This window comes from Streptomyces sp. CNH287, assembly GCF_000424825.1.
In genome coordinates this window covers 321115-347376 of record NZ_AUKQ01000006.1, presented here as the reverse complement: position 1 = coordinate 347376, position 26262 = coordinate 321115, and the positions used below count along the sequence as shown (strand labels likewise).

Sequence of the window (26262 nt, the reverse complement as noted above, 5' to 3'; positions counted from 1 at the left end):
CTAACCCTTAAAGTCACTTTCAACGGTTACGGAGCTGGTCCGTAACCCCTCCCGAAGGCATGTGATCGCCCATGGGCACCGCCCCCGCCGTCCGCACCCCCGCCACCCTCCAGACCGGCCATGTCGGCCTGAACGTCACCGAGCTGGACCGCTCGCTCGCCTTCTACCGCAAGCTCTTCGACTTCGACGTGCTGGCGCAGGGCACGGAGGCGGACCGCCGCTGGGTCTTCCTCGGCCGCGAAGGCCGCCTGCTGGTCACCCTCTGGCAGCAGAGCGAGGGCGCCTTCTCGCCGGACCAGCCGGGTCTGCACCACCTGTCGTTCCAGGTGGAGACCATCGAGGAGGTCCGGGCCGCCGAAGAGGTACTACGCACGCTGGGCGCGGAGTTCAACTACGACGGCGTCGTGCCGCACGGCGAGAGCGGCACCTCCGGCGGCATCTACTTCACCGACCCGGACGGCATCCGGCTGGAGATCTACGCCCCCACCGGCGCCGACCCGGCCGACGCCCCCACCGCCGGCGCGCCCACCTGCGGCTTCTTCTGATCGGAGCAGACACCATGGCCCGCTACCACCCAGGGGAGATCGCCGTGCAGGAGCGCGCCGGGGTCACCCGGCAGGCGGGCTCCTCGCTCGGCGCCATCGGCGGGACGATCCCGCCGGTCGCCGCGGAGTTCCTCACGCGGCAGCCGATGATCGTCGTCGGGGGTGCGGACGGCTCGGGCCGCGTCTGGGCGACCCAGCTGACCGGCCCGCCCGGCTTCCTGCGGGTGGACGACGCCCACACGCTCACCGTCGACGCGCTGCCGCTCTCGGCGGACCCGCTCGCGGATGTGCTCCGGCACGTCCCCGGGCGGGTCCCGGCGGGGCCGCCGTCCGTACCGTCCGCCGTACCACCCGCCGCGCCGCCCGCCCTCGTCGGGATGATCGCGATCGAGCCCGCCACCCGCCGCCGGATGCGGATCAACGGGCGGGCCGTGCCGACGGCGGACGGCCTGCGCGTCGACGTCGAGCAGGTGATCGCCAACTGCCCCAAGTACCTCCAGCAGCGCGACTTCCGCCTCCTCACCGAGGCCGAGCACCGCACGGCGGCGGCCACCCGCACCGTCACCGACGGCACCGCCCTGTCCGCAACCCAGCAGCGCACCGTCCGGGCGGCGGACACCTTCTTCCTTGCCAGCGCGGCCGAGACGGGCGACGCCGACGCCTCGCACCGGGGCGGCAACCCCGGCTTCGTCCACGTCCTCTCCCCCACCGTGCTGCGCTGGCCCGACTACACCGGGAACGCCATGTTCCTCTCGCTGGGCAACCTCGCGGTCCGCCCCGCCGCCGGACTCCTCTTCCCCGACTGGGAGAGCGGCGCAGTCCTCCACCTCACCGGCACCGCCCGCACCCTCTGGGACCCGGCGCACGCCGAGTCGGTGCCCGGCGCGCAGCGCCTCGTGGAGTTCTCCCTGACCCACGTCCGGGAGATCACCGCCGCCTCGCCGCTGCGTTGGTCGGGGCCCCGCTACTCCCGCTTCAACCCGCCCGCCGCACCCCAGGAGGGAACCGGCCATGCAGATCAGCGTTGACCTGGACCGCTGCGAGAACCACGGACAGTGCGTCTTCGAGGCGCCCGAGATCTTCTCCTTCGACGACGACGAGTTCCTCGTCTACGAGACCGACCCGCCGGACACGCTGCGCGCGGCGGCCGAACGCGCGGCGGCGTTCTGCCCCGTACGGGCGCTCACCATCTCTCAGGCCGCGCCATGACGCCCCGTCAACTGGTCATCGTCGGCGCCTCGCTGGCCGGACTGCGGGCGGCGCAGGCGCTGCGCGCCGAGGGGTTCGACGGGGAGCTGACCCTCGTCGGGGCCGAGCGGCAGCTCCCCTACGATCGGCCGCCGCTGTCCAAGGAGCTGCTGACCACGGACGACGGCGCGCACCCGCCGTACCTGCCGCTGCCGCCGGACCTCGACGCCCGCTGGCTGCTGGGCCGCCCCGCCGTACGCCTGGACCCCGCACACCGCGCGGTCACCCTCGCCGACGGCACCGAGTTGCGCTACGACGGGCTGCTCCTCGCCACCGGCGCCGCCGCCCGCGGCTGGCCGGCGCGCCACGGCCCGCCGCCCCAGGGCGTGCACACGCTGCGGACCTGGGACGACACGGTCGCGCTGCGGGCGGCGTGTGAGCGGGGCGGGCGGCTCGTGGTGGTCGGCGCGGGCTTCCTCGGCGGCGAGGTCGCCGCCGCCGCCCGCGCCCGCGGCCTCGATGTCACCCTGGTGGAGGCCGCTGCCCAGCCGCTGGCCGGGGCGGTCGGCGCCGAGGCGGGCACCTTCGTCGCCGCGCTGCACCGGGCGGCGGGCATCGGCCTGCGTACGGGCACCCGCGTCACCGGCTTCGGTACGGCGGACGGGCCCGGCGCCGCCGGTCGGCTGACCTCCGTAGGCCTCTCGGACGGCACCCGGCTGCCCGCCGACACCTGCCTCCTGGCCCTCGGCGCCGCCCCCGCCACCGACTGGCTGGCCGGTGCTGGGCTCGCGCTGGACGGCGGCGTGCGCTGCGACCCGTACCTGCGCGTGCTGCGTGCAGACGGCACCGTGCTGCCCGGCGTGGTGGCCGCGGGCGACGTCGCGCGGGTGCCGCACCCGCTGGCCGACGGCGCCCCGGTCGCGCTCGGCCACTGGTCCCACGCGGTGGCCCAGGGCATCGCCGCCGCCCGCATCCTGCTGCGGCCCGAAGCGCTCGTGCCGTTCACCGACGTGCCCTCGTTCTGGTCGGACCTGCACGGCGCCGCGCTCCGCTCCGTCGGCCTGCCCGGGTGGGCGGAAGAGACCAGCGTCGCCGAGTACGACCTGCCGGGGCGGCGGCTGGAGGTCGCCTACCACCGGGGCGGACGGCTGGTCGGCGCGCTCACCGTGGGCCGCACCGGCCGACTGGCCCGCTACCGCGGGGAGTTGGCCCGCCAGGCGCCGGACTCGGCGGTGGTGCGCACGTAGTCGGAGAAGTCACGCGGCTCCCGCCCCAGCACCCGCCGCACCCCGTCGGACAGGTGCGCGTGCCGCCCCTGAGCCACCCATTCGAACAGTCCGCCCAGCAGTTCCGCGACGGCGACGGGGTAGCCCCGCCCGGTCAGATGCGGCACGTACTCCGCCACGGACACCGGCACGTAGCGCAGGTCCCGTCCGCTCGCGCGGGCGATCTCGCCGACCGCCTCACCGAAGGTCAGCAGGCGCGGGCCGGACAGCTCGTAGCTCTGCCCCTGGTGCCCGTCCTCGGTGAGCGCCGCGATCGCGACGTCCGCGAGATCGGCGAGGTCGACGAAGGGCTCCGGGCCCTCCCCGGTGGGCAGCCGCAGTTCGCCCTCCCGCAGGGGGTCCGCCAGGAAGTCCGACTCGTGGAAGTTCTGCGCGAACCAGCAGGGCCGCAGGATCGTCCACGCGCCGCCGGACTCCCGTACGGCCGCCTCGGTGGCCAGCATGGCCGCCGCCGCCTCGCCGTCCTCCCGGGCGGAGAGCAGCACCAGCCGCTCGACGCCCCGCTCCACCGCGAGGCGGGCGAAGTCGCGCAGCGCGACGGCCGCGTCGGGCCCCTGGGAGTCCACCAGGTAGGCGGCCCGCACGCCGTCGAGCGCGGGCTCCCAGGTGTTCCGGTCGTCCCAGTCGAAGCGGTGGGCGCTGGTGCGGGAGGCGGCCCGTACGGGGAGGCCCCGTGTGCGCAGGCCGGCCGCCACCCGGCGGCCCGTCTTGCCGGTGGCGCCCAGGACGAGGGTGGTCGGTGCGTCGTTCGGTGTGGTCATGCCGACCAGTCCAGCACCCGGTGGTGAGACGTGCGACGGCTGCGGGTCTCTGTTTGATGTTCAGCCGTCTTGATGTGCACCCGTCTCGCCCGGCTACGCTGCTCCGGTGGACGCCATCTCCGCCCTGCTGGACAAGGTCCGGGCACACAGCGCGGTCTTCACCCGTTCCCTGCTGGACCCGCCGTGGTCGCTGCGGTTCGTGGACGGCGCGCCGATCCGGCTGCTGACCATGCTCAGCGGCCGGGCCTGGATCAGCACCGGGACGGGCGAGCCGCACCTGCTCGGCGCGGGCGACGTCGCGCTGCTGGCGGGCGGCGGCCCGGTCACCGTCGCCGACACCCCCGTGACCGGCGGCGCCCCGCCGACGGTGACGGTGCACAGCGACGACCTGTGCGTCGGCGCGGACGGCACCCCGCTTGGCGAGGACCGGCGGCTGGACCACTACAGCTGGGGCACCACCCCCGACGCCCGGGACGCGGTGCTCTCCTGCGCCTACGAGGTCACCGGCGAGATCGCCCGGCGCGTCCTGTCCGAGCTGCCCGCCCTGGTCGTGCTGGGCTGCGAGGACGAGGAGGAGGAGTGCCCCGAGGTGGCGCTCGTCCTGGCCGAGCTGCGCCGGCGCCGCGCCCCCGGCCGGCAGGTGGTCCTGGACCGGCTGCTGGACCTGCTGCTGGTCTCCACGCTGCGCGAGTGGTTCGCCCGCGACGGCACCCCGGTGCCCGGCTGGTACCGCGCGCTGGACGATCCGGTCGTCAGCGAGGCGCTGCGGCTGATCCACGAAGAACCGGCCCGCCCGTGGACGGTCGGCGAACTGGCCCGCCGCAGCGGCGCGTCGCGGGCGGCTTTCGCCCGCCGCTTCGGCCAGGTCGTCGGCGAACCGCCGATGGCCTATCTGACGGGCTGGCGCCTCGCACTCGCCGCCGACCTGCTGCGCGAGAGCGGCGAGACGGTCGGCGCCATCGCCCGCCGGGTCGGCTACGCGGACGCCTCCGCGCTGAGCGTCGCCTTCAAGCGCGCCCACGCCGTCCGCCCCACCGCGCACCGGGAGGCCCGCGCGAGCTGAGGCGGGGACGCAAGGCCTTTCAACCAGCCGCCGCCGGACGGCCGTTCGTTCTGCAGGCGTCGCCACGGGGCCGACCTCCCGACCCTGGCCACACTCGCGCGGACGGACTTCTCCTCCACGCGGGACGAAGTCCGCACCGACCGGCCCGACGCATGCCCGCGCACCCTGCTCACCGCACTCGACCAGGCAAGTCGCGCGCGGCGCGCCGCTGGGAGCACCCCGGTCCGAACTCGGTGATTTTCCGTGTTTACCCGGATTCCAGCGGTCTCATGATGCCTTGACACCCGTATTGGTCTACGCCAACATCCGGATTGGACCGTACCAAGTCCCCCCTGTCACGCGTCGTCCAACTGGCGAGCCCCCGTGCGCGCCGTGGGAGGTCTCCAGCCATGGATTCGAACAGCCGCCACCAGGACGTGGCGCGGCTTGCCAACGGCGTGCTGCAACCCGGGTTCGAAGGGACCACCGCGCCGGACTGGGTCCGCCGCCGGATCGCCGAAGGGCTCAACTCCGTCGTCCTCTTCGGCCGCAACATCGTCGACCCGGAGCAGGTCACCCGGCTCAACGAGTCGCTGCGCGCGGAGAACCCGGATCTGATCATCGCGATCGACGAGGAGGCGGGCGACGTCACCCGGCTGGAGGCGTGGTCGGGGTCCTCCCGTCCGGGCAACCTCGCGCTGGGCGCCGTGGACGACGTCGAGCTGACGGAGGGCGTCGCCTACGACATCGGCAGCGAACTGCGCGCCGTGGGCGTTTCGTTGGACTACGCGCCGAGCGCGGACGTCAATTCCAACCCCCGCAACCCGGTCATCGGCGTGCGCTCCTTCGGCGCGGACACCGACACCGTGGCCCGCCACACCGCGGCCTGGGTGCGCGGTCTCCAGCGGGCCGGGGTCGCCGCCTGCGCCAAGCACTTCCCGGGCCACGGCGACACCGCCGTCGACTCCCACCACGGCCTGCCCCGCGTCGGCGCGAGCGCCGAGGAGATCGCCGCCACCGCGCTGCCGCCCTTCACCGCCGCGATGGAGGCGGGCGTACGGGCCGTGATGACGGCGCACCTGCTGGTCCCCGCGTACGACCCTGAGCTGCCCGCCACCCTCAGCCGACGCATCCTGCAAGACCTCCTCCGGGGCGAACTCGGCTTCGACGGCCTCGTGGTGACCGACGCCATCGAGATGGGCGCGGTGACCGACCTCTACGGCATCGACGGCGCGACGGTCCGCGCCGTGGTCAGCGGCGTGGACGCGGTCTGCGTGGGCGGCGAGGACGCCCGCGAGTCCACCTACGACCTGCTCGCCGGAGCGCTGGTCAAGGCCGTCCAGGACGGCACACTGGAGTACGACCGGCTGGCCGAAGCCGCGGAGCGCGTACGGCAGTTCGCCACCTGGTCCGCCGAGCGCGTACGGGCCGCAGCCGCCTCCGGCACCGGCCCGGAGCCGCAGATCGGGCTGCGCGCGGCACGCCGCGCCGTACGGGTGCTGGCCGCCTCCGGGGCGGACACGGTGCTGCCGCTGGCGGACGCGCCGCACGTGGTGGAGCTGTCGCCGACGATGAGCCTGGCGATAGACGGCGGCACGCCGTGGGGCGTCGCCGCCCCGCTGAGCGAACTGCTGCCGGGCACCACCTCGGTGCGGCTGACCGAACAGGAACTGGCGGGCGGTGACGGCCTGTTGGAGCGCTCGACGCTGGACGCCGCGTCCGGCCGGTCGCTGGTCGTCGTGGTACGGGACGCCGCCCGGCACGCCTGGATGGAGCAGGCGGTGCACCGGATGCTGGACAGCCGCCCGGACGCGGTGGTCGTCGAGATGGGCGTGCCGAACGGGCTGGCGCCCGGTGCCGTCCACGTCATCACGCACGGCGCCACGAAGGTGTCGGGCGTCGCGGCGGCGGAGAAGCTGGCCGGACGGCCCTGAGCGCGCGCGGCGTGCGGGCCGGACGGACACCTCCGCCCGGCCCGCACGCCCCATGCCCCTCCGGCTCCCGCGCGGGCGGCCCCTACTCGGCTGCCGCCGCCCGGCCCGTGCGCCCCCGGTCGTAGTGCCGCCTGGCCTTCATGCGGTTGCCGCAGGTGGCCATCGAGCACCAGCGCGCCCGGTTGGCCCGGCTGCGGTCGAGCAGGAAGAGCCGGCACTCGTCGTTGCCGCAGGGCCGCAGCCGCCCCGGCAGGTTCTCCCGCGCCCACGCCCAGGCGAGCACGGCCCGTACGGCCAGCCGGGCGTCCGGCTCGGCCACCAGCTCCCACGCCACGCCGCGCTCACCGAGCCGCGGGACCTGGTGGACGCCGTCGAGCACCCCACCGAGCACCGCCGCGGGCTCCTCGTCCGTCACGACCGCGCGGAGCCGCTCCCGCACGTCCCGCAGCCGCGCCAGTTCGGCGGCGCCGCCCGTCCCGCCGTGCGCCCGCGCCCAGCGGCGCGCGCGGCGCCCGTCAGCCAGCTCGTCCCGCTCGGTGCCGTCCAGCAGCGGTCTGCTGTTGAGGAGCGCGAGCAGCACCTCCAGGTCGGCCTCGGCCTCCACACCCCTCACCCCTCTAACCCCATCGACGACATTGACAGGTTAGCACCCGCGTGCTGTCATGACGGGAGACCTAACCAGTTCAATGACTCAAAGGAGTTAGCATGCCCGGCGTGCACCACCGGACCGCCACCATCGACGGCCGCACCGTCTTCTACCGCGAGGCGGGCCACCCCGACGCCCCGGCCGTCGTCCTCCTGCACGGCTACCCGACCAGCTCGCACATGTTCCGCGAGCTGGTCCCCGCACTGGCCGACAGGTACCGCGTCATCGCGCCGGACCTGATCGGCTTCGGCCGCTCCGACGCGCCCCCCGTCAGCGAGTTCGACTACACCTTCGACGCACTGGCCACCGTCACCGACCACCTGCTCACCCACCTCGGCGTCCACCGCTACGCGATCTACGTGCAGGACTACGGCGCCCCCGTCGGCTGGCGGCTGGCCGTGGCGCACCCCGAGCGGATCACCGCCATCGTCACCCAGAACGGCAACGCCTACGAGGAGGGCTTCCACGAGGAGTTCTGGGCACCCCTGTGGACCTACGCCGCCGACCCCCGACCCGCCACCGAGCAGCCCGTACGCGACGCGCTGAGCCTGGACGCGATCCGCTGGCAGTACCTGCACGGCGTGCCGGACCCCAGCCTGGTCAGCCCGGACACCTGGGCGCACGACCACGCGCTCGCCACCCGGCCGGGCAACGCGGAGGTGCAGCTGCGCCTGTTCCGCGACTACCCGACCAACGTCGCCCGCTACCCGCAGGTGCAGGAGTACTTCCGCACCAGCCAGGTCCCGCTGCTGGCGGTCTGGGGCCGGAACGACGAGATCTTCCTCCCCGCCGGGGCGCTCGCCTTCGCCCGCGACCTCCCCGACGCCGAGATCCACCTCCTCGACGCGGGCCACTTCGCCCTGGAGAGCGCCTTCGACACGGTCACCGGCTACCTGCGCGGCTTCCTGGGCCGCGTCCTCGGCTAGGCCCTGTCGCCGCCACCCGCCCTGGGCGGAACGTGCAGCTCCGGGGCAGGGAGGCAGGTCGCCGCTGGGTCGCCGCGGCGGAGCGGCGGCCGAGCCGTCCGGTACGGTGCGACGGGCGTCCGAGCGGCGGCCGGGGCGCCGGGGCGGCTGGGAGCGCGGGGCGTTGCGCCCCGTACGGACCGCGGCCTCGGCGACAGCCGGGACCAGGACCACCCTGCCCCGTGCTTGACGAACAGGGAGAACCCTCGATGACCCTCGAAACCCTCGCCGAGAAGTCGCAGTTCCGCCGCACCGGACGGCTGGACGAGGTGGAGGCGCTGTGCGCGGCCTTCGCCGAGCGCTGGCCCGAAGCGGTGCGCAGCTTCACCTACGGGCAGTCGGCCGAGGGGCGTCCGATGCGGGCCCTGCTCGTCTCGCGCCAAGGCGCGTTCACCCCCGAGGCGCTGCGCGAACGGGGCATCCCGCTGCTGCTGGTCCAAGCCGGCATCCACCCCGGCGAGAGCGACGGCAAGGACGCCGGTTTCATCGCACTGCGCGAGCTGCTCGGCGGTGAGCCGCCGGCGGAGGTGACGGGCGGCTCGCACATCGCCGTGCACCCGCCGCAGGGCGATCCCCTGGCACACGTCGCGATCCTCTTCGTGCCCGCCTTCAACGCCGACGGCCACGAGCGGACGGGCCGGTGGAACCGTCCGAACCAGGACGGCCCGGAAGAGACCGGCTGGCGTGCGACCGCGCACAACCTCAACCTCAACCGCGACTACACCAAGGCCGAATCGCCGGAGATGCAGGCACTCCTGGCGCTGCTGCGCGACTGGGACCCGCTGGTCTGCGCGGACATGCACGTCACCGACGGCGCCGACTTCGAACCCGACGTCTCGATCCAGGTCGAGCCGATCCACCTGGGCGACCAGCAGCTGCACGCCGCCGGTACGGCGATGCGTGCGGCGCTGCTGGAGAAGCTGGCCGCGCAGGGCTCGCTGCCGCTGCCGTTCTACCCGGAGCCCGTCATCGAGGACGATCCCTCCTCCGGCTTCCAGGTCACCGAGTACACCCCGCGCTATTCGACCGGCTACTTCCCCACCCGCAACCGCTACACCGCTCTGGTCGAGACACACTCCTGGAAGGACTACGCCACCCGCGTGCGGATCAGCCGCAACGCGATCGTCGGGCTGGCCGAGCTTCTCGCCGCGCACGGCAGCGCCTGGGCCGCCGCCGTGCGCCAGGCCGACCAGCACGCGAGCCTGCTGGGCGGCCAGGACGTCGTCCTGGACATCGTGGTCGACCGGCGGGACGAGGTCCGCGGCACCGGGGACGGCCCGCAGGGCGCAGCGGAGCCGGTGCGCACCATCGAGTTCCGCGGATACGCCTACACCCGCGAACTCTCCCCGATCTCCGGCGAACCCGTCACGGTCTACGACCCGGCAACCCCGCAGATCTGGCGCGTGCCCTTCCGCGGCAGCACCCTGCCCTCGCTCACCGTGCGCGCGCCGCGCGCCGGGTACCTGGTGCCCCGCGCGTACGCGTCCCTGGTCGCCGCCAAGCTGGACCTGCACGGGCTCGCCCACCAGACGCTGGAGCACGGCTTCGACCGCCTCGACACCGAGGTGTTCCGCACGACCGGCACGCGGTTCGCGTCCGTCCCGTCCGAGGGCCGCATGCCGCTCGTCCTCCAGGGCGACTGGCAGCCCGAGCCGCAGGCGCTGCCCGCGGGCAGCCTGTTCGTACCCATCGCGCAGCCCGGGGCCAGGCTCCTGATGACCCTGCTGGAGCCGCGGTCCCCTGACTCGCTGGCTTCCTGGGGGTACTTCAACGCCCACTTCGAGCAGAAGGAATACGTCGAGCCCTACGTCACCGAGATTTTCGCGCAGCAGATGCTGGAGCAGGACCCGGCCCTGGCCGAGGAGTTCCGGCAGAAGCTCGCCGCGGACGCGGCCTTCGCCGCGAACCCGGAAGCACGCCGCGAGTTCTTCGAGCGGCGGCACTCGTCGTGGGACACCCGCTTCGCCATGTATCCGGTTCTGCGCGTGGAGGAGGCCGTGCGGCAGAACCGTCCTTCGCAGCCGTAGGGCGTGTGCCGCCGGTGACCACCCACGGTGCGACGCTGGTGCAGCCCTCGGGTACTGCGTTCGGTCAGCCGCGGTCCTCAACCCGGGCCACGTAGACGGTGTTGGTGGCGGGGCGTTCCTGGAGCGGGTTGTCGAAGGTCACCACGTGTGCCTCCGACTCCGCGAAGACCTGTGCCAGCACGGCGCCGAAGCGGGCGTCGGGCGGGTCGTTGGACCACAGCGCGAACACCCCGCCGGGGTGCAGGCGTTCGGCCAGCGCGCGCAGGCCCGCGTCCGTGTAGAGCGAGGCGTGGCTCGGGTGCAGGACGTGCTCCGGGGAGTGGTCGACGTCCAGCAGGACGGCGTGGAAGCGCCGTCCCGGGCGCTCCGGATCGAAGCCGTCGGCCTCGCGCGCGGCCAGCGCGAAGAAGTCGCCGTGCACGAAGCGGCAGCGCGGATCGCCCGCCAGCCGGGGGCCGAGCGGCACGAGCCCCCGCCGATGCCACTCGATGACCTCCCCGAGCGCGTCCACGACCAGCAGCGCACGCACCCGCGCGTCGTCCAGCACGGCGTCGGCGGTGTAGCCCAGCCCGAGCCCGCCGACCACGACGTCCAGCTCCCCGTCCGCGGCCTCGCCCAGCGGCGCCAGCCCGAGCCGGGACAGCGCGATCTCCCCGGCCGTGAACATGCTCGACATCAGGAACTCGTCCCCGAGCTTGACCTCGTACACGTCGGCACCGGTCGAGGGATCGGCCCGCCGCCGAAGGCTGATCTCCCCCATCGGCGTCGGCTTCCAGTCGATCTCCTCAAAACGTGCCCTCATCCGGTTCCCTCTCCAGCCCTCGGTGCGCTTCGTCGTCGCCCCCAGGGTGACACTCGATACGGTCGCCCCTGCTCCGCGCGACGCGGTGCACGTCGCGCAGCGACTCGGCCATCCGGGCCGTGACGAAGCGGAGCTGCTCAGGGGTGGCCCTGCGGTCGGAGAGCAGGTCCGCGACATGGGTGAGCAGGTCGGCGGCCATCTCCAGTTGCACGCTCTCGACGTGGTCGGCCATGCGGGCGATGTGCCCGGTACCGTCGCCGAGGACGTAGCAGGGGTTGCCCTCGGGTGTGGGCCACGGCAGCAGCCGGGCGCTGCGGGCGGGCACGTCGCGGATCACACCGACACCTCCGCCCGGGGAAGCGGACGCGGTCCGAGGTCGAGGCCCTGCACGACGAGCCACAGCTCGCGCTGCCCCGCCCGTCGGCGGCGCGCCTCCTCCGCCTCGTACGCGACGAGATACGGGCGCACGAGCGGACTGTCCTCACCCCGCAGCACGGGCTCGGCGGGCGCCGGGCGGGGCGGCGTCGGCGGCGGGTCCACGGGCGGCGGCGCAGAGTCCTCCTCCCGGCCCGGCCGGTGACGGCCCCGCGCGGGCCGGAAGAGGTGCAGGAGTGCCTCGAAGGCCAGGGAGATACAGTGCGACACGTCGTCAACTCCAGTTGGTTGCTTGGTTGATGACCACGCCCCCGGACCGTGTGCAGCGGTCGCGGGGGTCTCTCGTGCGGATCACCGGCCGGGTGGCCGGATTCGTGGTGTAGCAATCCACTCACAGAGTGAGACGAGTCGAGCTACGCTGACCAGGGGGTTTCGGGTGACAGCGACTTCGTCTCACGGGAGTTGACGATGGGTAGCACCTATGGGGAATGGCTGAAAGCCCAGCGCGAGACGGCGGGGCTGACACAACAGGAGCTGGCCGACGCGGTCATCATGACCCGCTCGCACATCTCCCACATCGAAGCGGGCCGCCGCGTCCCTTCCAAGGAGGACGCCCGCCGCCTGGACCGCGCCCTCAACACGGGAAACGTCCTGAGCAGCTTCCTCCCGCAGGAGAACGTGGCTGTCGCCGACTACTTCGAGACGGCCCGCCTGCTCGAACAACAGGCCACGGTGATCCGTGAGTTCGCGTTGTCCTACGTGCCCGGCATCCTTCAGACCGAGGCGTACGCGCGTGCGGTCCTGCGGGTCAACTTCCCTCCACGGAGTGCCGAGGAATGTGACCGGCTCGTCGTCACCCGGCTGGAGCGGGCGAAGATCCTGGACGACCCGCTGACCCCGGTAGTGTCGGCGCTGGTCGACGAGGCCGTGCTGCGCCGACCTGTCGGCGGACCGGCAGTCATGGCGGAACAGATCCAGCACCTGATCCGCCTGGTCGACAGCGAGAGAATCCGCGTGCATGTGCTGCCGCTCGGCCTCGGCGCCCATCCGCTGCTCCTCGGCATGCTCACCCTCATGGAGTTCGAGGACCAACCACCGGCCGCCTACAGCGAGGGCAAGTCCATCGGGAAAGTCCACGACTCACCCGCGCTGGTCCGGCACCTCCAAGGCACATACGATCTGGCCTTGAGCGATGCCCTGCCCCTGAAGGAATCTGTCGCTCTGATGAAGAGCGCCGGGAAGGACTACTCACATGAGTGAGCGCATAATCCGGGACTCGGCCGAACTGAGCGGCTGGCGCAAGTCGTCGTACAGCAACAGCGAAGGCGGCAGCTGCGTCGAGGTTCTGGACGGCTACCCGAGCGGCGTGCCGGTCCGCGACTCCAAGACCCCCCACGGCCCCGCCCTCGTCTTCCCCGCCACCGCCTGGGCCTCGTTCGTCACGGCGCTCCGGCGCGGCTAACTCGTCGTGTTCGCCGTCCCGGGACAGGACGTGGCGGCGGTGACGCGCCCTGTGGAGGTGCACGGACAATGACGGGAGCTGCCGCCGCGCGCATCAGCGAGCCGCTCGCAGGTCTGGACGACGTCCGGTGGGAGCTGGCCTGGGACTGCGCGCGCGACGTCGACCAGGTACCGATGCTGTTGCGGCTGCTCCGGCAGGGTGACCTGGAGGCGGTGCGTCAACTCCGGGACCGGCTCGCGTTGCTGAGCCCGATCGGCCCGCACGTGAGCCCGGCGACCTCCGCGGCGCTGCCGTTCCTGCGGCGTCTCGCGCTGCACCCGCGTACCCGTGACCGCGTGGCCGTCGTCGCCTTGCTCATCCGCATCGCGAAGCACGCCGCCTGGCCGGGCCCCACGACGCTGTACGGAGCGGACATGACGCACGTCGGCGAGGAGTGCCGCAAGGAGTTGCGTGTCGCTCCAGCCGATTGGTTCGACGTGGTGGGACTCCCGGACCGCTCCTTGCGCCGGCATGCGTTTGTGCTGTTGGCGATCACCCGGGAAGACGCCAAGAGCGAGATTCGGCTGTGGAACGCGCTGCTCGACGCCGACAGCCGGGACCTGCTCGCCGAACGGGCCGTGGCTCTCGCGTACAAGGCCGCCTGGGAACCGGCCGACAGCGGCCTGCGGGAGAGCCTGGAACGGTGGCTGCTCGACGGGCCGGGCTCAGCCACGTGTGACGAGGTGCGCACCGCTTGGGACTACCTCATGTCCCCGGGCCCGCAGGACAGCGCCCGGCAGCCGCATCGGATTCCCGGCTGGATCGACGTCGGCGACCTCGCCGCCGCGCGGGCGCTGCTGGAGGAAACCGGCTGAGGGCTCTCCCGCAGGGACCAGCGCGAGCCGCGTGCGCGCGCAGCTCCCCGGCGACGTCAGTACGAGGCGACGCGTCCGCGCCGGGGCTCGCCGCGAAGGTGATGCGGATCAGGCCCCGGTGGTACTCGGCGCCTGACCGTCGTCGGCACTGCGGCGAATCGCGCCGAAGCGGTCCGGCTGTGTCGCGACCGGCGCCGTTGAGCCCGCTCCCGGAACGGAGGCCGGGGCGCCCGGGTCTGCCCCCGGGTCTGCCCGCTCACACTCTCGTGCGCCCGCGCATGTGTCAGGGCGGGCCGGCGCCCCGGTGCCGTTCCTCGCGGAGCAGCTCCGCGAGGTCGGGGAGCCGGTCCAGGCCGCGCACCGCGCGGCTCATGCGCGGGTTGCCCGCCAGCAGCCGTCGGTGGCGGTCGAGGAAGGACCAGTACCCGGTGGTGAACGGGCAGGCCCGCTCCCCCGTCCGCTCGGTGGGCCGGTACGCGCAGGGGCCGCAGAAGTCGCTCATCCGGTGCAGGTACGCGCCGCCGGAGGTGTACGGCTTGGTGGTCATCCGGCCGCCGTCCGCGTACTGGGACATCCCGACGACGTTCGGCAGCATCACCCAGTCGTAGCCGTCCACGAAGCAGCGGTGGAACCAGTCGGTGACGGCCGCCGGGTCCCAGCCACGCTGGAGAGCGTGGCTGCCGAGGACCATCAGCCGGGGGATGTGGTGCGTCCAGCCCGTGTCCCGTACCTGGGCGAGCACGGTGGACAGGCAGCGGGCCGTCACGGCGTCGGCGTCCAGCTCCAGGAACCAGCCGGGCAGCGGCGCCCTGTGCCGCAGCGCGTTGCGGCCCCGGTAGTCCTCGCCGAAGTACCAGTACAGCTGCCAGACGTACTCCCGCCAGCCCGCCACCTGCCGCACGAACCCCTCGGCGCTCGCGAGCGGCGCCTCACCCGCCCGCCACGCGTCCTCCGCGCGCCGCACGCACTCGGCCGGATCGAGCAGACCCAGGTTGAGCGAGGACGAGAGCAGGCTGTGGCTCATGACGGGGTCACCGGCGAGCATGGCGTCCTCGTACGGGCCGAAGGCGGGCAGGCGGCGGCCGATGAAGGCGCGCAGGGCGGCGAGCGCCTCGCGACGGCTCGCGGGGAAGCGGCGCGGGGCGTCCCGTCCGACGAACGACACGTCGCCGTCCCGCTCCCAGCGGTCGAGATCACGGCGCACCTCGTCGTCGATCGCGCTCTCACGCGGCCGGTACGGCGCGGGGACGTCCAGCTCCGCCGCGCCGCGCGGCGGGGGTTCGCGGTTGTCGTGGTCCAGGTTCCACCGGCCGCCGGCCGGCTGGTCCGCGTCCATCAGGATGCCGTCGCCGGGGTCGCCGCAGCCGCGCCGCACCCAGCGGTAGAAGTCCTCCTGCCGCAGCCGCGCGCCGCGTCGGCCGTCCGCCCAGGCGGTGAAGTCCGGCAGTGGGACGAGGAAGCCGCGTGGCGGCAGAACGGTGACCCGCTCCAGCGACCGGACGAGACCCAGCGCGGCGCGCGAGGTGGGGTGATGGACGGTCACCTCGCGGTCCCCGACGGCCTCCCGCAGGCCCTCCTGGTAGGTCCCGGCCCGCACGTACCGGACCCGGTCACCCAGTTCGGCGGCGCGGTGGCGCATCGCGGACAGCACGAGGTGCGCCTTCGCCCGGTGGAAGCGGCGGCGGCGGAAGACCGACCGCGCCTCGATCATCACCAGGGGCGCGTCCCGGGCGGGGCCCGCGTCGCCCGGAGTCAGGAAGTGCGGGCCGAGCTGGTCTCCGAACAGCCAGTGCGTGGTAGCCATCGCGTCCACTCTCACGCCCGGAGGCCCCTTCCGCCCGCCGGGCCGACGCGGCGGACGCGGGCCCGCCCGCGCTTCGGGGACGCCTGAGGGCCCGGCGGCCTCAGCCGCGTGGGGGCCGGGCCGCAGCGCGCCCACGCCGACGCGCCGTTCGCCCAGACGTGGCACACAACGGAAAGAGCGGCACACAGCGGCACACAACGGGAAGGGCTCCTAGGCGGTGACGCGGCGCCGGAAGAGTGCGGCGCACCGCATCCGAACGGCGTCCCCGCAGGGAATGCAGGGGTCCCAGGCCGATCGACCGCGACGAGAGGACGTGCGATGCGCCGCATGCGGGCGAAGGAATCCGTTGGTGACGACCCGCCGGACCCGTTCGCCACCCAGCCCCGGCCCCTCCCGCAGCCCCAGCCCCAGCCCGCCCGGCCGGACGCCGCCGCCGCATCCGCCGCCGTCGTCGACACCGACGTGCCGGGCGCGGTCGGCCGCGTACTCGCGGACCTGCTGGACGAACGGGTCGCCGCAGCCTCGGCCGTCGACCCGGTGTTCGCCCGGGACGTGGCCGGACGCGTCGCGCACTTCACCCTCCACGGCGGCAAGCGCATGCGCTCGCAGTTCCTCTGGTGGGGCCTGCGGGCGGCCGGGGGCGGCACGGACGCGGCGGACACGGACGCGGCGCTCCGGCTGGCCGCCGGACTCGAACTCATCCAGACCTGCGCGCTCGTCCACGACGACGTGATGGACGACTCCCCCCGGCGGCGCAGCCGCGCCTCCGTGCACGCCGACCTGAACGCCCAGTACGGGAGCGCCGGGCGGGGCGGGGCCGGCGAGGCTCCCGGCGGGCAGCACTTCGGCAAAGCCGCCGCGATCCTCGTCGGCGACCTCGCCCTCGCCTGGGCCGACGACACCGTGGCCGACACGCCGCTCCCGCCGCACACCGGACCCAGGGTGCGCGACATCTGGCAGACCATGCGGACCGAGATGGTGGCCGGTCAGTATCTGGACCTGCACGGCCAGGCGACCGGCTCCCGTTCCGCGCACCAGGCACTGCGCACCGCCTGCCTCAAGAGCGCGCACTACTCGGTGGAACGCCCGCTGGCGCTCGGCGCCGCCCTCGCGGGCGCGGACGAGCCGCTCACCCGGGCGCTCTGCCGGGCGGGCCGCTGCGCGGGCCTCGCCTTCCAGCTGCGGGACGACCTGCTGGGCGCGTTCGGCGATCCCCGCCTCACCGGCAAGCCGTCGGGCGGCGACCTGCGCGAAGGCAAGACCACCTATCTGCTGACGGTCGCCCGTGCGCGCGCCGAGTCGTCCGGCGACCGCCCCGCGCTCGCCCTGCTCGACGCCCTGCCCGGCGGCGCGCGGCACCGCGGCACCGAGCTGTCCGACGGCGATATGGAACGGGTGCGCACGGTGCTCGTCACGACAGGGGCCCGCAGGGTGGTCGAGGTCAAGATCGAGCGGCTGGCCGCGCTGAGCTCCCGTCATCTGGCGACGGCGCCCACCGTCCCGCCGTACGGCCGCCGCCTGCACGAGCTGCTGCGCAGGGTGGCGGGCGTACGGCCGGAGGAGCCGGAGGCGGCGGAGGCACCACGCGGGACACCGGGCGCGGCGCCCCTGCCCGTCCTCCTGACGACCCCGGCCGAAGGCGGCATCCGATGAGCGGCCCCAGGCCGAGGGCGCTGAAGGGCCCCACCGACCACGTCGTGGTGATCGGCGCCGGGCTGGCCGGGCTGTCCGCCACGCTGCACCTGCTCGGCGCCGGGCGGCGCGTGACCGTCCTGGAGCGGGACGGGACGCCCGGCGGCCGGGCCGGGCTGCTGGAACGCGGCGGCTACCGCATGGACACCGGCCCGACCGTCCTGACCATGCCGCACCTCGTCGAGGAGGCGTTCGCGGCGGTCGGCGACACGCTCGCCGACCGTCTCGACCTCATCCCCCTGCACCCGGCCTACCGGGCGCGGTTCACCGACGGCAGCGCACTGGACGTGCACACCTGCGCGGACGCGATGGAGGCCGCCGTCGAGGAGTTCGCGGGCGGCCGGGAGGCACTCGGCTACCGGCGGCTGCGGCGCTGGCTGGAGCAGCTCTACCAGGTGCAGATGCGCCGCTTCATCGACACCAACTTCGACTCGCCGCTCTCGCTCCTCCACCCCGACCTGGCACGGCTCGCGGCGCTCGGCGGCTTCGGCCGCCTCGACGCCCGCATCGGCCGCTACCTCGAGGACGAGCGGCTGCGCCGGGTCTTCTCCTTCCAGTCCCTGTACGCCGGAGTGCCGCCCGCCCGGGCGCTGGCCGCGTACGCCGTCATCGCCTACATGGACACGGTCGCCGGGGTGTACTTCCCGCGCGGCGGGATGCACGCGCTGCCCCGGGCCATGGCGGACGCGGCCCGCGACGCGGGCGCCGACCTGCGCTTCGGCCACGACGTCACCCGGCTGGAGCGCTCCGGGGAGCGGATCACCGCCGTGCACACCGGCCAGGGGCGGTTCCCCTGCGACGCCGTGGTGCTCACCCCGGACCTGCCTCTCGCCTACGGCCTGCTGGGGCACCGGCCGCGCCGCGCCGTCCCGCTCCGCCACTCCCCCTCCGCGGTCGTCCTGCACGCCGGAACCAACCGCACCTGGCCGGAGCTGGGGCACCACACCCTCTCCTTCGGCGCCGCGTGGAAGGACACCTTCCACGAACTGACCCGCACCGGACGGCTGATGAGCGATCCGTCGCTGCTGATCACCAGGCCCACCGCCACCGATCCCGGCCTCGCGCCGCCCGGCCGCCATCTGCACTACGTGCTGGCGCCGTGCCCCAACACCGACATCGGCCCCAGCAGCCGCGAGTGGCGGGACCTCGCGCCCCGCTACCGGGACAGCCTGCTCGCCGAGCTGGACCGCCGCGACCTCCGCGGCATCGCGTCCGCCATCGAGGAGGAGTGCGTGGTGACCCCGATGCACTGGAGCGCCCAGGGGCACGCCGCCGGCACGCCCTTCGCCGCCGCCCACACGTTCGCGCAGACCGGACCGTTCCGTCCCCGCAACCTCGTACGCGGCACCGTGAACGCCGTGCTCGCCGGCTGCGGCACCACACCGGGCGTCGGCGTGCCGACCGTACTGCTCTCCGGGAAGCTCGCGGCGGCACGGGTCACCGGCCTGGCACCACCCGCCCGGCGGACGCCCCCAGCGGCGGCCCGCACCGTCCCGGAAGGCATCGCACCATGACCGACCGTGAACTCGACGCGGCGGGCATCACCGAGCCCGCGCTGCGCGACGCCTACACCCGCTGCCGTCGGCTCAACGCACGGCACGGCAAGACCTACTTCCTCGCCACCCGCCTGCTGCCCGTCGAACGGCGGCCGGCCGTACACGCGCTGTACGGCTTCGCGCGCTGGGCCGACGACATCGTCGACGACCTCGACAGCACGGCGACCCCCGCCGAGCGCTCCACCACGCTGCGGCTCCTCCAGGACCGGCTGGAGGCCGGGCTGCGGCACGGCGACAGCGACGAGCCGGTGGTACGGGCTCTGGCCCACACCGCCGACCGGTACAAGATCGACCACCAGCACTTCGCCGACTTCATGACCTCGATGCGCAGCGACCTCGATGTCACCGGATACCCCACCTTCGACGAACTCAGCGTCTACATGCACGGCTCCGCCGCGGTCATCGGGCTCCAGATGCTGCCCGTGCTCGGCACGGTCGTGCCGCGCGCGGAGGCCGCCCCGCACGCCGCGGCGCTCGGCGTCGCGTTCCAGCTGACGAACTTCCTGCGGGACGTCGGCGAGGACCTGGACCGCGGCCGGATCTACCTGCCCGCCGACCTGCTGGCCGCGCACGGCGTCGACCGCGACCTCCTGCGGTGGAGCCGGTCCACCGGCACCCGCGACCGGCGCATCACCGACGCGCTGCGGGCCGCGGCGGACCTCATCCGCGACGTGTACCGCGAGGCGGCCCCCGGGCTCCCCATGCTGGACGCCGTGGCGCGGCCCTGCATCCGCACCGCCTTCATCCTCTACGGCGCGATCCTGGACGCCGTCGCCGACGACGGCTACGCGGTCCTGCACCGCCGCGCACGGGTGCCCCGCCGGGTGCGGGCGGCCGTCGCCGTGGACGGCCTGGCGCGGGTCACGGCGGCGCGGGTCGGCGCGGCCCGTGCCGGGGCGGCCCGTACCGACGCGGCCCGCGTCCCGGAGACGGCCGCATGAGGGCCGCCGGGCGCGGCACCGGACGGTCCCCCCGCGCAGCGCGCTCACCCCACCCGGCCCGCTTCCCGCTGAGCCTGCGCCGCGACCCCGTCCCCTGGGAACGCCAGCAGCCCACCTGGCGCGCGGCCCGCCCCGCCCTCATCGCCGACGCGCTCAAGCAGGCCCAGGCCCGCCCGTCCGGCAACTGGTACGTGCTGGGCGCCGTCCGGGAGATCACCCCGAGCCGGCCGCTGGGCCGTACCGTCGCGGGCACCGAGGTCGTCTGCTGGCGCGGCGCGGACGGGCGGCTGCGGGCGGGCGCCGGGGCCTGCCCGCATCTGGGGGCACCGCTGAAGGACAGCCCGGTGAGCTGCGGCACGCTGATCTGCCACTGGCACGGACTCGCCCTCGACGGTGCGCCGTTCGCGGGCTGGGAGCCCTTCCCCGCGTACGACGACGGGGTGCTCGCCTGGGTCCGGCTGGACCAGGCCGGGGGCGAGGAGCCGTTGGCGCGGCCGGTCGTCCCGGCCCGGCCGGACCCGGCGGCAGCCGTCGAGGCCGTGTGCACGGTCACCGGGCGGTGCGAGCCGGAGGACGTGGTCGCCAACCGGCTCGACCCCTGGCACGGCGCGTGGTTCCACCCGTACTCCTTCGTCGACCTCACCGTCGTCGGCACGCCCGGCGACGATGCGGACGGCGACGATGCGGACGGGTTCACCGTGGACGTCTCCTTCAAGGTCGCGGGCCGGGCGGTGGTGCCGGTCCGGGCCGTCTTCACCGCGCCCGGACCCCGCACCGTCGTCATGCACATCACCCGCGGCGAGGGGCGTGGCTCGGTCGTCGAGACCCATGCGACACCGCTGGGCCCGGACGCGTCCGGGCAGCCGCGCACGGCCGTCGTGGAAGCCGTGGTCGCCGCCTCTACGCGTCCCGGTTTCGCCCTCGCCAGAGCGGCGGCCCCGGCGCTCCGGCCGCTGATGCGGGCGGCGGCCGGACGGCTGTGGCGGGACGACCTCGCCTACGCGGAACGCCGCTGGACCCTCCGCAGCACCGGCCGCTTCCCGGGCTGAGCCCCGCCCGGCCGAGCTGTGCACGCTGCACCAGCCCGACGGCTCAGGCGCCCGCCAGGCGGTTGAGTGCGCGCAGGGCGGCGGACCTGCCCCTGCGCGGGACGGTCCACAGGGTCTGGCCACGCACCCCCCAGCGCTCCAGCAGCGCGTTCGCGGCGAGAAAACCCGTCGTCGCGGCCCGCTCCATCAGGGCGACCGGCAGTTCGGTGCGCACCAGGTCGCCCGCCAACGTCACGGCCGGGTCCGGGGTGCGCACACCCGGCCGGTGCGGATAGCCGCCGACCGGGAAGAGCGGGCAGTCCGAACGCCATTCGTGCCGCTGGTCGACGACCCGGGCGGTGCGGGTCTCCGGGTAGACGCGGTGCAGCTCGGTGAGCATGCGGTCCTGTACGGCGGACCGGCCCGCGGCCGGATCGACGGCGTACGCGTGCAGTTCGACGACGGAGCCGCCGGTACGGGCCGCCCAGCGCGCCGCTTCACCCTCCCAGCGGTCCAGGACGCTGACGTTGTCCAGCGGGCCGAAGCCGCTGGTCCCCAGGAAGCCGGCGCGTCCGGTGGCCACCGGGCGGTCCAGCCAGAGCCGGGAGACCAGGAAGGGCGGGGTGGTGCGCAGCCGCATGACGCGTGCGCGCCACTCCGCGTCGGCCAGCCGGGGGGAGGCGGCGACAAGCTGCTGGAGGCCGCCGGTGTCCAGCGCCAGCACGACGGCGTCGTACTGCTCGGTGCCGCCCCGTCCGCCGTCCGTGACGTCCAGCCCGCCGCCCGGTGCGGGTGCCACGCTGCGCACCGGGCGTCCGGTGCGGACGTCGGTGCCGTGCCCGGCGAGGTACCGTCCCAGCGGCTCCCAGAGCGCGGCGGGAAACGGTTCGCGCGGCACGTCGAAGAGCAGGCCCTCGCTGGAGCCGAGGAAGTAGATGTGGAACATCAGCACCAGCTCGGCGGCGGAGAGGTCGCACGGGTCGGCGAAGAAGCTCCGGGAGAACACCTCGAACGCCAGATGCTGTGCCGCCAGGGGGAAGTTGATCCGGGCGAGCAGCTCCGCGGCGCCGACGCCGTCCAGCCGCTCGTACACGTCGGGCACGCGGACGTCCAGCAGCGGCAGCGCCGCCCTCGGCCGCATCCGCGCCAGGTCGTGCCAGCCGAACGACGGGCTGAGCGCGACGAATCCGAGGGCGCTCCACGGCGGCGTACGCGGCACCCGCGCGAAGCCGTCCTGGAGGCCGCTGCTGTGCCGGAGCGGATAGTCCGGCAGTCCGGTGAGCATGCCCAGCGCGGGATCGGCCCGGCGCAGCAGCCCCCGCAGGTTGTAGTACTGCCGGAAGAAGGCGTGGAAGCCGCGGCTCATGGTGGCCGCCGAGCCGTCCGCCAGCTCCACCGGCCAGCCCGTCAGCCGGCCGCCGAGGGCGGACTCGCGTTCGTACAGGGTGACGCGGACGCCGCGTTCGGCGAGGGCGGTGGCCGCCGCCAGCCCGGCGATGCCGCCGCCGATCACCGCCGTACGGGGCGCCGCCCCGGTGACGCGCGGACGCCCGGCAGCCGGGAGCAGCACCTCGGCGCGACGGTCACGGGCCCGGCGTGGCGCGCCGTTCACCGCCCGGCCCCCGCCGCGCCGACCGTCGTGTGCAGGAGGCCGGTCTGCCAGCCGGGCACGGGCAGCGACCGCACGCGCGCGAAGCCCGCGGAGCGCAGCCGCCCCGCGAGGCGGTCGGCGGTGCCGAAGTCCGCGACACTGCGGGCGAGATGGCGGTAGAGGCGGCCGTCACCGGCCAGGGCGCCCACGGGCACCACGATGCCGCCGCAGAGGGCGGCCCAGGCCACACGGTGGAGGAGGCTGCCACTGAGCACGTACTCGTGCACCGCCAGCCTGCCGCCGGGCACCAGCAGTTCGCGCAGCGTGACGAGCAGCTTGTCCGGGTCCTCGACATTGCGGACGAGGAAGGCGGCGAGGACCGCGTCGAAGGGTCCCGCGACCCCTGCCTCCGCCAGCCGCTCCGCCCGCCCGTGGACGAACGAGACGCCGGGCGGCCAGGTCTTGGCGGCGGCCCGCTCCAGCATCCCGGGCGAGGCGTCCACCGCGACGATCTCGGCCCGCGGCGCCGCCGCCAGCAGCGCGGCGGTGGAGGCACCGGTGCCGCAGCCCAGGTCGAGCAGCCGCAGTCCGGCGCCGCCGCCCGGCAGGCCGAGGCGGCACGCGGAGCGGCGCAGCTGGGCGTGGTATCCGGGGTTGACCGCCACCAGCCGGTCGTACGTACGGGAGGCCTGGTCGAAGGCGCAGGACAGCGCGCTGCCGCGGAGCAGGGTCATCGAGACTCTCCTTCTGGTCGGTGCCGCCGCCCTGACGTTCGGAATGTACCGGTATCAGGGCGTGTGTCACCGGACGGCCGCGGAGCGGCGCGGGAGCACCGGCAGCTCGGCCACCGAACGCAGCATGGGCAGGAAGGGGGTGTGCAGGCCGATCGAGAGATCCTCGTGGAGGCGGGTGCCGCCGTCGAGGAAGCGCAGCAGCCGCTCGGTGGGCACCTCCTGGAACAGCCGGGTGAAGAAGGCGGCGCCGTCCACCCGGCCGCTGCCGAGGGCGCGCAGCAGGGCGGCGTCCATAAGCCGGGAGCGCGCCGAGTGCGCGGGCGGCGGCAGCGGCGTACGGCGCTGGTGGTACGCGGAGGCGATGGCGCGCGCCTGCCGCTGGACGGCAGCGAAGGTGTAGCCGGTGGACGGGCGGGTCGCACCGCCGGCGGTGCCGATGCGGAACACCGAGGCACTGACGCGACGGGGATACCGCGCGTCGCTCATCGGGATCACGCCCTGCTCGGTGGCGGTCGCCTCGAACCGCTCCACGCCGAGCACCTCGCGCACGTAGTGCCCCAGCGCCCGGTCGTAGCCCGCGTCGTCGAGGATCGCGGGGGAGAACTCGGTGTACTCCGCCAGCGCCTCGTACGGACTGGTCGGCAGTACATAGCCGAACGAGAGGCCGTGCGCGGGCTGGGGCGTACGGAAGTCCATCAGATCGGGCACCGCGGAGTCGAAGACGGGGTGCTCGGTACGCAGGAACCAGCCGCGGAAGTGCTGGAGCAGCCTGGTGCGGCTCGGCGGGAGCGCGTCCAGCGGGCGGGAGTCGAAGACCCAGCGGGCGCGCAGCGCCAGGGAGCCACCCCGCGCGGTGCGCCCGAGCACCTCGGCGCCGTGCGGCAGTTGGCGTACGGCGTCGACCACGGCCTCCGTCCGGCGCACCTCCGGCACGGCCTCCAACCGTGCGCCGACCAGCTCCTCGAAGCTGCGGGAGCGCAGCATCTTGTAACGCAGCGGGGCCGGATCGCCGATAATCTCCGCGCCGTCGGGGCCGCGCACCCGCAGGCGCTGCCAGGACGCGGTCAGCGCGCTGTCGTAGGCGCCGCCGGGCGGCTCCCAGAAGCACCAGGTGCGTTCCGGGGATCTGACCGGTCCCGGCGGCGCTTCGATCAGCTGGACGGCGGGGCGGCGACGGCCGGGCCGGGAGGGCAGGCACAGGTGGTGGGCGAGGGAGAGACCGGCGGCGCCCGCCCCCACGATGGCGACGTCCGTGTCGTACAAGGCAGCTCCTCGTCGTCCCGGTCGGGCGGACCGCGAACCCCGGCGGCGAGTATTCCGCACGGGCGGCCGTCCCGGAGGCAGGCGCGGTGCGGAATCCCGGAACGCCGCTGCTTCGGGGGAACGGCGCGCGCCGGAGGCGGGCCATGGCGCCTCACGGGTCGCGGCGGAGCGAGGTGGGTGGTGGCCCGGACGGCACGTCCGGCGGACGTCGGGGGGGCAGCGCTGGAGGCGCTCGTGCCACTGCATGCCGTTCACCAGCTCGATCAGTACGAGCGCGAGGTAGGGCAGGGTCAGGACGCAGGTGAGGGACGCCGCCGTGTCCCGGTCGCCGATGCGCCGGGGTACACCGGGGAACAGCTCAACTCCTGTGCGCCCGCGAACGAGCAGGGTCACCTCGGCACCCGCGCGGAGGGCGTCGTCCACGAGGGCCCGGCCCCACGGACGAGGTGCCGCCGAGTACGAGTAGGCGCATGCCGACCGACACTACCGCGCGCTCCAAGGCCCGTCCGGGTAAAGGGAATCAAGGCCAGGCCCGATAGGGTCACCGCGACGCTGGACACGACGACGCGAGGATTACCCATGGAGATGTGGACCGACGGCACCCTGGTGGTCCAGGCGTGCGAGAGCACCGGCGCTGTGCACGTGCTACGGGACTCCGCGGTGATCGGTGAGGCGAAGAGCGCACACCTGGGCTGGAAGACGCCGTTGGCGGTGGACGTGGCCTCCGACCGGATCTGGGCCGGTGAGCGGCTCCAGGAGTTCCGGCTGAGCGACGTGTCCTTGGTCGCGGACCACGCAGACCACGCGGACCGTGTCGCGCGCGTGGCCGCACTCGGCGGCGGCCGGCTGGCCGCGGTGCTCCCGCCGGTGGACGGGGTCTGCCGACTGGCCGTCGGGCAGCCGGGCAACTGGGAGCGTGACGTGGTCCTGGACGGCCTCGGCCCTGCCGCCTCCGGCCTCGCCGCCACCGACGAGCGGCCTGCCTCCCGTGCGGTCGGCGGGGACCCGACGCTGACCGCCACCGCGCACGGGCTGGTCGTCGCCGACGGTCAGCGCGGGGTCGTGGCGCACTTCTCCCCGGACCTGGAGCTGCTGGGGCTGTGGCACTCCGGCGGCGCCGACGAGGCCGAACTGACGGGCTACGCCACCCCGCGCGGCGTGCTGGTGACGGCCCGCTGGGCTGCCCGCGACTCCCGCGTGGGCTGGCTCACGTCCCGCGGGGGCGAGCATCTGTGTCACAGCTACGGCGCGTTCGCCATGCCTGCGGACGACGAGCGGATCTGGCTGGTGGGCGACTTCGAGGTGCAGCTGCTGCGACACGACGGCAAGCCGCTCGCCTCCGTTCCCGCGCAGCGCGGCCGGGTCCAGGCGGCACACGCCTCGGGAACGTCGTGCGCGATCGGCACCACCGGCTCCGTGCAGATCGCCACCGCCGGGGACGACGGGATCGCCACGCGCGCGGTGGGCGTCGGTGGTCTGACCGACCTTGTCGCGATCTTCGACGGAAGCTTCGACGCCGGTCCGCGCACGCTGGTCATGGAGGTGCTGGCCCGGCACAGCGCGGACAACGGCTGCTCCTTCCACGAATCCGGGGACGGCCAGGTGCACGTCCTGCTGCGCAAGGTGCGGCCCGGCTCGGAAGACGCGGTCGAGCAGGCGGTACTGGCCGCCGGCGCCCGCCGCGTGGACCTCGCGGACGCGGCGCGGAACCGTGAGTGCTGTGCCGGCCGGCTGGCCCCGTAGGACGCCGGCCCGCACCACCGCCG

General features: G+C 74.4%; 25 protein-coding genes. 16 read left to right on the top strand and 9 right to left on the bottom strand.

The window, feature by feature from the left end; all coding sequences use genetic code 11:
- The first annotated feature begins 71 nt into the window (after positions 1-71).
- From H299_RS0110885 to H299_RS0110870, 4 genes are read left to right on the top strand one after another with little or no spacing between them, the layout of a single operon-like run.
- On the top strand, positions 72-545 hold the full coding sequence (locus H299_RS0110885; RefSeq protein ID WP_027748436.1) for a VOC family protein: 474 nt from the start codon (positions 72-74) through the stop codon (positions 543-545).
- 14 nt (positions 546-559) lie between these two features.
- Positions 560-1573: a pyridoxamine 5'-phosphate oxidase family protein gene (locus H299_RS33425; protein ID WP_051262317.1), complete on the top strand. Its 1014-nt coding sequence runs from the start codon at positions 560-562 to the stop codon at positions 1571-1573.
- A complete protein-coding gene (locus H299_RS0110875) occupies positions 1557-1754 on the top strand; it encodes a ferredoxin (protein WP_027748435.1) in 198 nt (65 codons plus the stop codon). Before H299_RS33425 ends, H299_RS0110875 begins: the two co-directional genes overlap by 17 nt.
- Positions 1751-2980, top strand: a complete 1230-nt coding sequence (locus H299_RS0110870) for an FAD-dependent oxidoreductase (protein WP_027748434.1) — start codon at positions 1751-1753, stop codon at positions 2978-2980. Before H299_RS0110875 ends, H299_RS0110870 begins: the two co-directional genes overlap by 4 nt.
- Here H299_RS0110870 and H299_RS0110865 read toward each other — a convergent pair.
- Complete coding sequence (locus H299_RS0110865; RefSeq protein WP_027748433.1) at positions 2926-3780, bottom strand: NAD(P)H-binding protein; 855 nt, start codon at positions 3778-3780, stop codon at positions 2926-2928. The genes H299_RS0110870 and H299_RS0110865 overlap by 55 nt on opposite strands.
- 106 nt (positions 3781-3886) lie before the next feature.
- Here H299_RS0110865 and H299_RS0110860 point away from each other — a divergent pair, with 106 nt between their 5' ends.
- On the top strand, positions 3887-4843 hold the full coding sequence (locus tag H299_RS0110860) for an AraC family transcriptional regulator (protein WP_027748432.1): 957 nt from the start codon (positions 3887-3889) through the stop codon (positions 4841-4843).
- A 389-nt stretch (positions 4844-5232) separates the two neighbouring features.
- Entirely contained in the window at positions 5233-6756 is a 1524-nt protein-coding gene (locus H299_RS0110855) for a glycoside hydrolase family 3 protein (protein ID WP_027748431.1), read from the top strand.
- 82 nt (positions 6757-6838) lie between these two features.
- Here the strand turns inward: H299_RS0110855 and H299_RS0110850 are convergent, their stop codons facing one another.
- Positions 6839-7342 (bottom strand): CGNR zinc finger domain-containing protein, encoded by a 504-nt coding sequence (locus tag H299_RS0110850; protein ID WP_027748430.1) that lies wholly within the window; start codon positions 7340-7342, stop codon positions 6839-6841.
- A gap of 119 nt (positions 7343-7461) precedes the next feature.
- Here H299_RS0110850 and H299_RS0110845 point away from each other — a divergent pair, with 119 nt between their 5' ends.
- Together H299_RS0110845 and H299_RS0110840 are read left to right on the top strand one after the other, a co-directional pair.
- Entirely contained in the window at positions 7462-8328 is an 867-nt protein-coding gene (locus tag H299_RS0110845; RefSeq protein ID WP_027748429.1) for an alpha/beta hydrolase, read from the top strand.
- Positions 8329-8576: 248 nt separating this feature from the next.
- The gene (locus tag H299_RS0110840; protein WP_051262316.1) at positions 8577-10394 is read left to right on the top strand and encodes a M14 family zinc carboxypeptidase; all 1818 of its coding nucleotides are present in this window, start codon (positions 8577-8579) and stop codon (positions 10392-10394) included.
- A 64-nt stretch (positions 10395-10458) separates the two neighbouring features.
- Here H299_RS0110840 and H299_RS0110835 read toward each other — a convergent pair whose 3' ends face one another.
- The 3 genes from H299_RS0110835 to H299_RS0110825 are packed head-to-tail and all read right to left on the bottom strand — an operon-like array spanning position 10459 to position 11841.
- A complete protein-coding gene (locus H299_RS0110835) occupies positions 10459-11196 on the bottom strand; it encodes a spermidine synthase (protein WP_027748427.1) in 738 nt (245 codons plus the stop codon).
- Positions 11180-11533 (bottom strand): hypothetical protein, encoded by a 354-nt coding sequence (locus tag H299_RS33420; RefSeq protein ID WP_051262315.1) that lies wholly within the window; start codon positions 11531-11533, stop codon positions 11180-11182. The genes H299_RS0110835 and H299_RS33420 overlap by 17 nt, the downstream gene beginning before the upstream one ends.
- The gene (locus H299_RS0110825; RefSeq protein WP_027748426.1) at positions 11530-11841 is read right to left on the bottom strand and encodes a hypothetical protein; all 312 of its coding nucleotides are present in this window, start codon (positions 11839-11841) and stop codon (positions 11530-11532) included. Before H299_RS0110825 ends, H299_RS33420 begins: the two co-directional genes overlap by 4 nt.
- 198 nt (positions 11842-12039) lie before the next feature.
- On the opposite strand from H299_RS0110825, the gene H299_RS0110820 reads away from it, so the two are divergent.
- From H299_RS0110820 to H299_RS0110810, 3 genes are all read left to right on the top strand, one after another.
- Entirely contained in the window at positions 12040-12831 is a 792-nt protein-coding gene (locus H299_RS0110820; RefSeq protein ID WP_027748425.1) for a Scr1 family TA system antitoxin-like transcriptional regulator, read from the top strand.
- Entirely contained in the window at positions 12824-13033 is a 210-nt protein-coding gene (locus H299_RS0110815; protein ID WP_027748424.1) for a DUF397 domain-containing protein, read from the top strand. The genes H299_RS0110820 and H299_RS0110815 overlap by 8 nt, the downstream gene beginning before the upstream one ends.
- A gap of 68 nt (positions 13034-13101) precedes the next feature.
- Positions 13102-13887, top strand: coding sequence for a hypothetical protein (locus tag H299_RS0110810; protein WP_027748423.1), 786 nt, complete (start codon positions 13102-13104; stop codon positions 13885-13887).
- Positions 13888-14170: 283 nt separating this feature from the next.
- Here H299_RS0110810 and H299_RS0110805 read toward each other — a convergent pair whose 3' ends face one another.
- Entirely contained in the window at positions 14171-15691 is a 1521-nt protein-coding gene (locus H299_RS0110805; RefSeq protein WP_027748422.1) for a cryptochrome/photolyase family protein, read from the bottom strand.
- A gap of 327 nt (positions 15692-16018) precedes the next feature.
- On the opposite strand from H299_RS0110805, the gene H299_RS33410 reads away from it, so the two are divergent.
- Genes H299_RS33410 through H299_RS0110780 form a run of 4 tightly spaced genes read left to right on the top strand, consistent with a single transcriptional unit; the run spans position 16019 to position 20929 of the window.
- Positions 16019-17344, top strand: coding sequence for a polyprenyl synthetase family protein (locus tag H299_RS33410; protein ID WP_078512648.1), 1326 nt, complete (start codon positions 16019-16021; stop codon positions 17342-17344).
- Positions 17341-18897: a phytoene desaturase gene (locus H299_RS0110790; RefSeq protein WP_027748421.1), complete on the top strand. Its 1557-nt coding sequence runs from the start codon at positions 17341-17343 to the stop codon at positions 18895-18897. The genes H299_RS33410 and H299_RS0110790 overlap by 4 nt, the downstream gene beginning before the upstream one ends.
- Positions 18894-19880, top strand: a complete 987-nt coding sequence (locus H299_RS0110785; protein WP_027748420.1) for a phytoene/squalene synthase family protein — start codon at positions 18894-18896, stop codon at positions 19878-19880. Before H299_RS0110790 ends, H299_RS0110785 begins: the two co-directional genes overlap by 4 nt.
- Positions 19877-20929, top strand: a complete 1053-nt coding sequence (locus tag H299_RS0110780) for a DUF5914 domain-containing protein (RefSeq protein WP_078512622.1) — start codon at positions 19877-19879, stop codon at positions 20927-20929. Before H299_RS0110785 ends, H299_RS0110780 begins: the two co-directional genes overlap by 4 nt.
- A 43-nt stretch (positions 20930-20972) precedes the next feature.
- On the opposite strand, the gene H299_RS0110775 is transcribed toward H299_RS0110780, so the two are convergent.
- The 3 genes from H299_RS0110775 to H299_RS0110765 form a co-directional block, all read right to left on the bottom strand.
- A complete protein-coding gene (locus H299_RS0110775) occupies positions 20973-22520 on the bottom strand; it encodes an FAD-dependent oxidoreductase (protein WP_027748418.1) in 1548 nt (515 codons plus the stop codon).
- Complete coding sequence (locus tag H299_RS0110770; RefSeq protein ID WP_027748417.1) at positions 22517-23233, bottom strand: class I SAM-dependent methyltransferase; 717 nt, start codon at positions 23231-23233, stop codon at positions 22517-22519. Before H299_RS0110770 ends, H299_RS0110775 begins: the two co-directional genes overlap by 4 nt.
- Before the next feature lie 66 nt (positions 23234-23299).
- The gene (locus H299_RS0110765) at positions 23300-24496 is read right to left on the bottom strand and encodes a lycopene cyclase family protein (RefSeq protein ID WP_027748416.1); all 1197 of its coding nucleotides are present in this window, start codon (positions 24494-24496) and stop codon (positions 23300-23302) included.
- Positions 24497-25075: 579 nt separating this feature from the next.
- Between H299_RS0110765 and H299_RS0110760 the strand changes: the two genes are divergently transcribed.
- Positions 25076-26239 (top strand): hypothetical protein, encoded by a 1164-nt coding sequence (locus H299_RS0110760; protein ID WP_027748415.1) that lies wholly within the window; start codon positions 25076-25078, stop codon positions 26237-26239.
- Positions 26240-26262: the final 23 nt, after the last annotated feature.

What these genes read in the sequence shown, in the direction of transcription:
- H299_RS0110885 (WP_027748436.1), top strand. Translation starts at nt 72, where the DNA reads ATGGGCACCGCCCCCGCCGTCCGCACCCCCGCCACCCTCCAGACCGGC.
- H299_RS33425 (WP_051262317.1), top strand. Translation starts at nt 560, where the DNA reads ATGGCCCGCTACCACCCAGGGGAGATCGCCGTGCAGGAGCGCGCCGGG.
- H299_RS0110875 (WP_027748435.1), top strand. Translation starts at nt 1,557, where the DNA reads ATGCAGATCAGCGTTGACCTGGACCGCTGCGAGAACCACGGACAGTGC.
- H299_RS0110870 (WP_027748434.1), top strand. Translation starts at nt 1,751, where the DNA reads ATGACGCCCCGTCAACTGGTCATCGTCGGCGCCTCGCTGGCCGGACTG.
- H299_RS0110865 (WP_027748433.1), bottom strand. Translation starts at nt 3,780, where the DNA reads ATGACCACACCGAACGACGCACCGACCACCCTCGTCCTGGGCGCCACC.
- H299_RS0110855 (WP_027748431.1), top strand. Translation starts at nt 5,233, where the DNA reads ATGGATTCGAACAGCCGCCACCAGGACGTGGCGCGGCTTGCCAACGGC.
- H299_RS0110845 (WP_027748429.1), top strand. Translation starts at nt 7,462, where the DNA reads ATGCCCGGCGTGCACCACCGGACCGCCACCATCGACGGCCGCACCGTC.
- H299_RS0110840 (WP_051262316.1), top strand. Translation starts at nt 8,577, where the DNA reads ATGACCCTCGAAACCCTCGCCGAGAAGTCGCAGTTCCGCCGCACCGGA.
- H299_RS0110835 (WP_027748427.1), bottom strand. Translation starts at nt 11,196, where the DNA reads ATGAGGGCACGTTTTGAGGAGATCGACTGGAAGCCGACGCCGATGGGG.
- H299_RS0110820 (WP_027748425.1), top strand. Translation starts at nt 12,040, where the DNA reads ATGGGTAGCACCTATGGGGAATGGCTGAAAGCCCAGCGCGAGACGGCG.
- H299_RS0110815 (WP_027748424.1), top strand. Translation starts at nt 12,824, where the DNA reads ATGAGTGAGCGCATAATCCGGGACTCGGCCGAACTGAGCGGCTGGCGC.
- H299_RS0110810 (WP_027748423.1), top strand. Translation starts at nt 13,102, where the DNA reads ATGACGGGAGCTGCCGCCGCGCGCATCAGCGAGCCGCTCGCAGGTCTG.
- H299_RS0110805 (WP_027748422.1), bottom strand. Translation starts at nt 15,691, where the DNA reads ATGGCTACCACGCACTGGCTGTTCGGAGACCAGCTCGGCCCGCACTTC.
- H299_RS33410 (WP_078512648.1), top strand. Translation starts at nt 16,019, where the DNA reads ATGCGGGCGAAGGAATCCGTTGGTGACGACCCGCCGGACCCGTTCGCC.
- H299_RS0110790 (WP_027748421.1), top strand. Translation starts at nt 17,341, where the DNA reads ATGAGCGGCCCCAGGCCGAGGGCGCTGAAGGGCCCCACCGACCACGTC.
- H299_RS0110785 (WP_027748420.1), top strand. Translation starts at nt 18,894, where the DNA reads ATGACCGACCGTGAACTCGACGCGGCGGGCATCACCGAGCCCGCGCTG.
- H299_RS0110780 (WP_078512622.1), top strand. Translation starts at nt 19,877, where the DNA reads ATGAGGGCCGCCGGGCGCGGCACCGGACGGTCCCCCCGCGCAGCGCGC.
- H299_RS0110770 (WP_027748417.1), bottom strand. Translation starts at nt 23,233, where the DNA reads ATGACCCTGCTCCGCGGCAGCGCGCTGTCCTGCGCCTTCGACCAGGCC.
- H299_RS0110760 (WP_027748415.1), top strand. Translation starts at nt 25,076, where the DNA reads ATGGAGATGTGGACCGACGGCACCCTGGTGGTCCAGGCGTGCGAGAGC.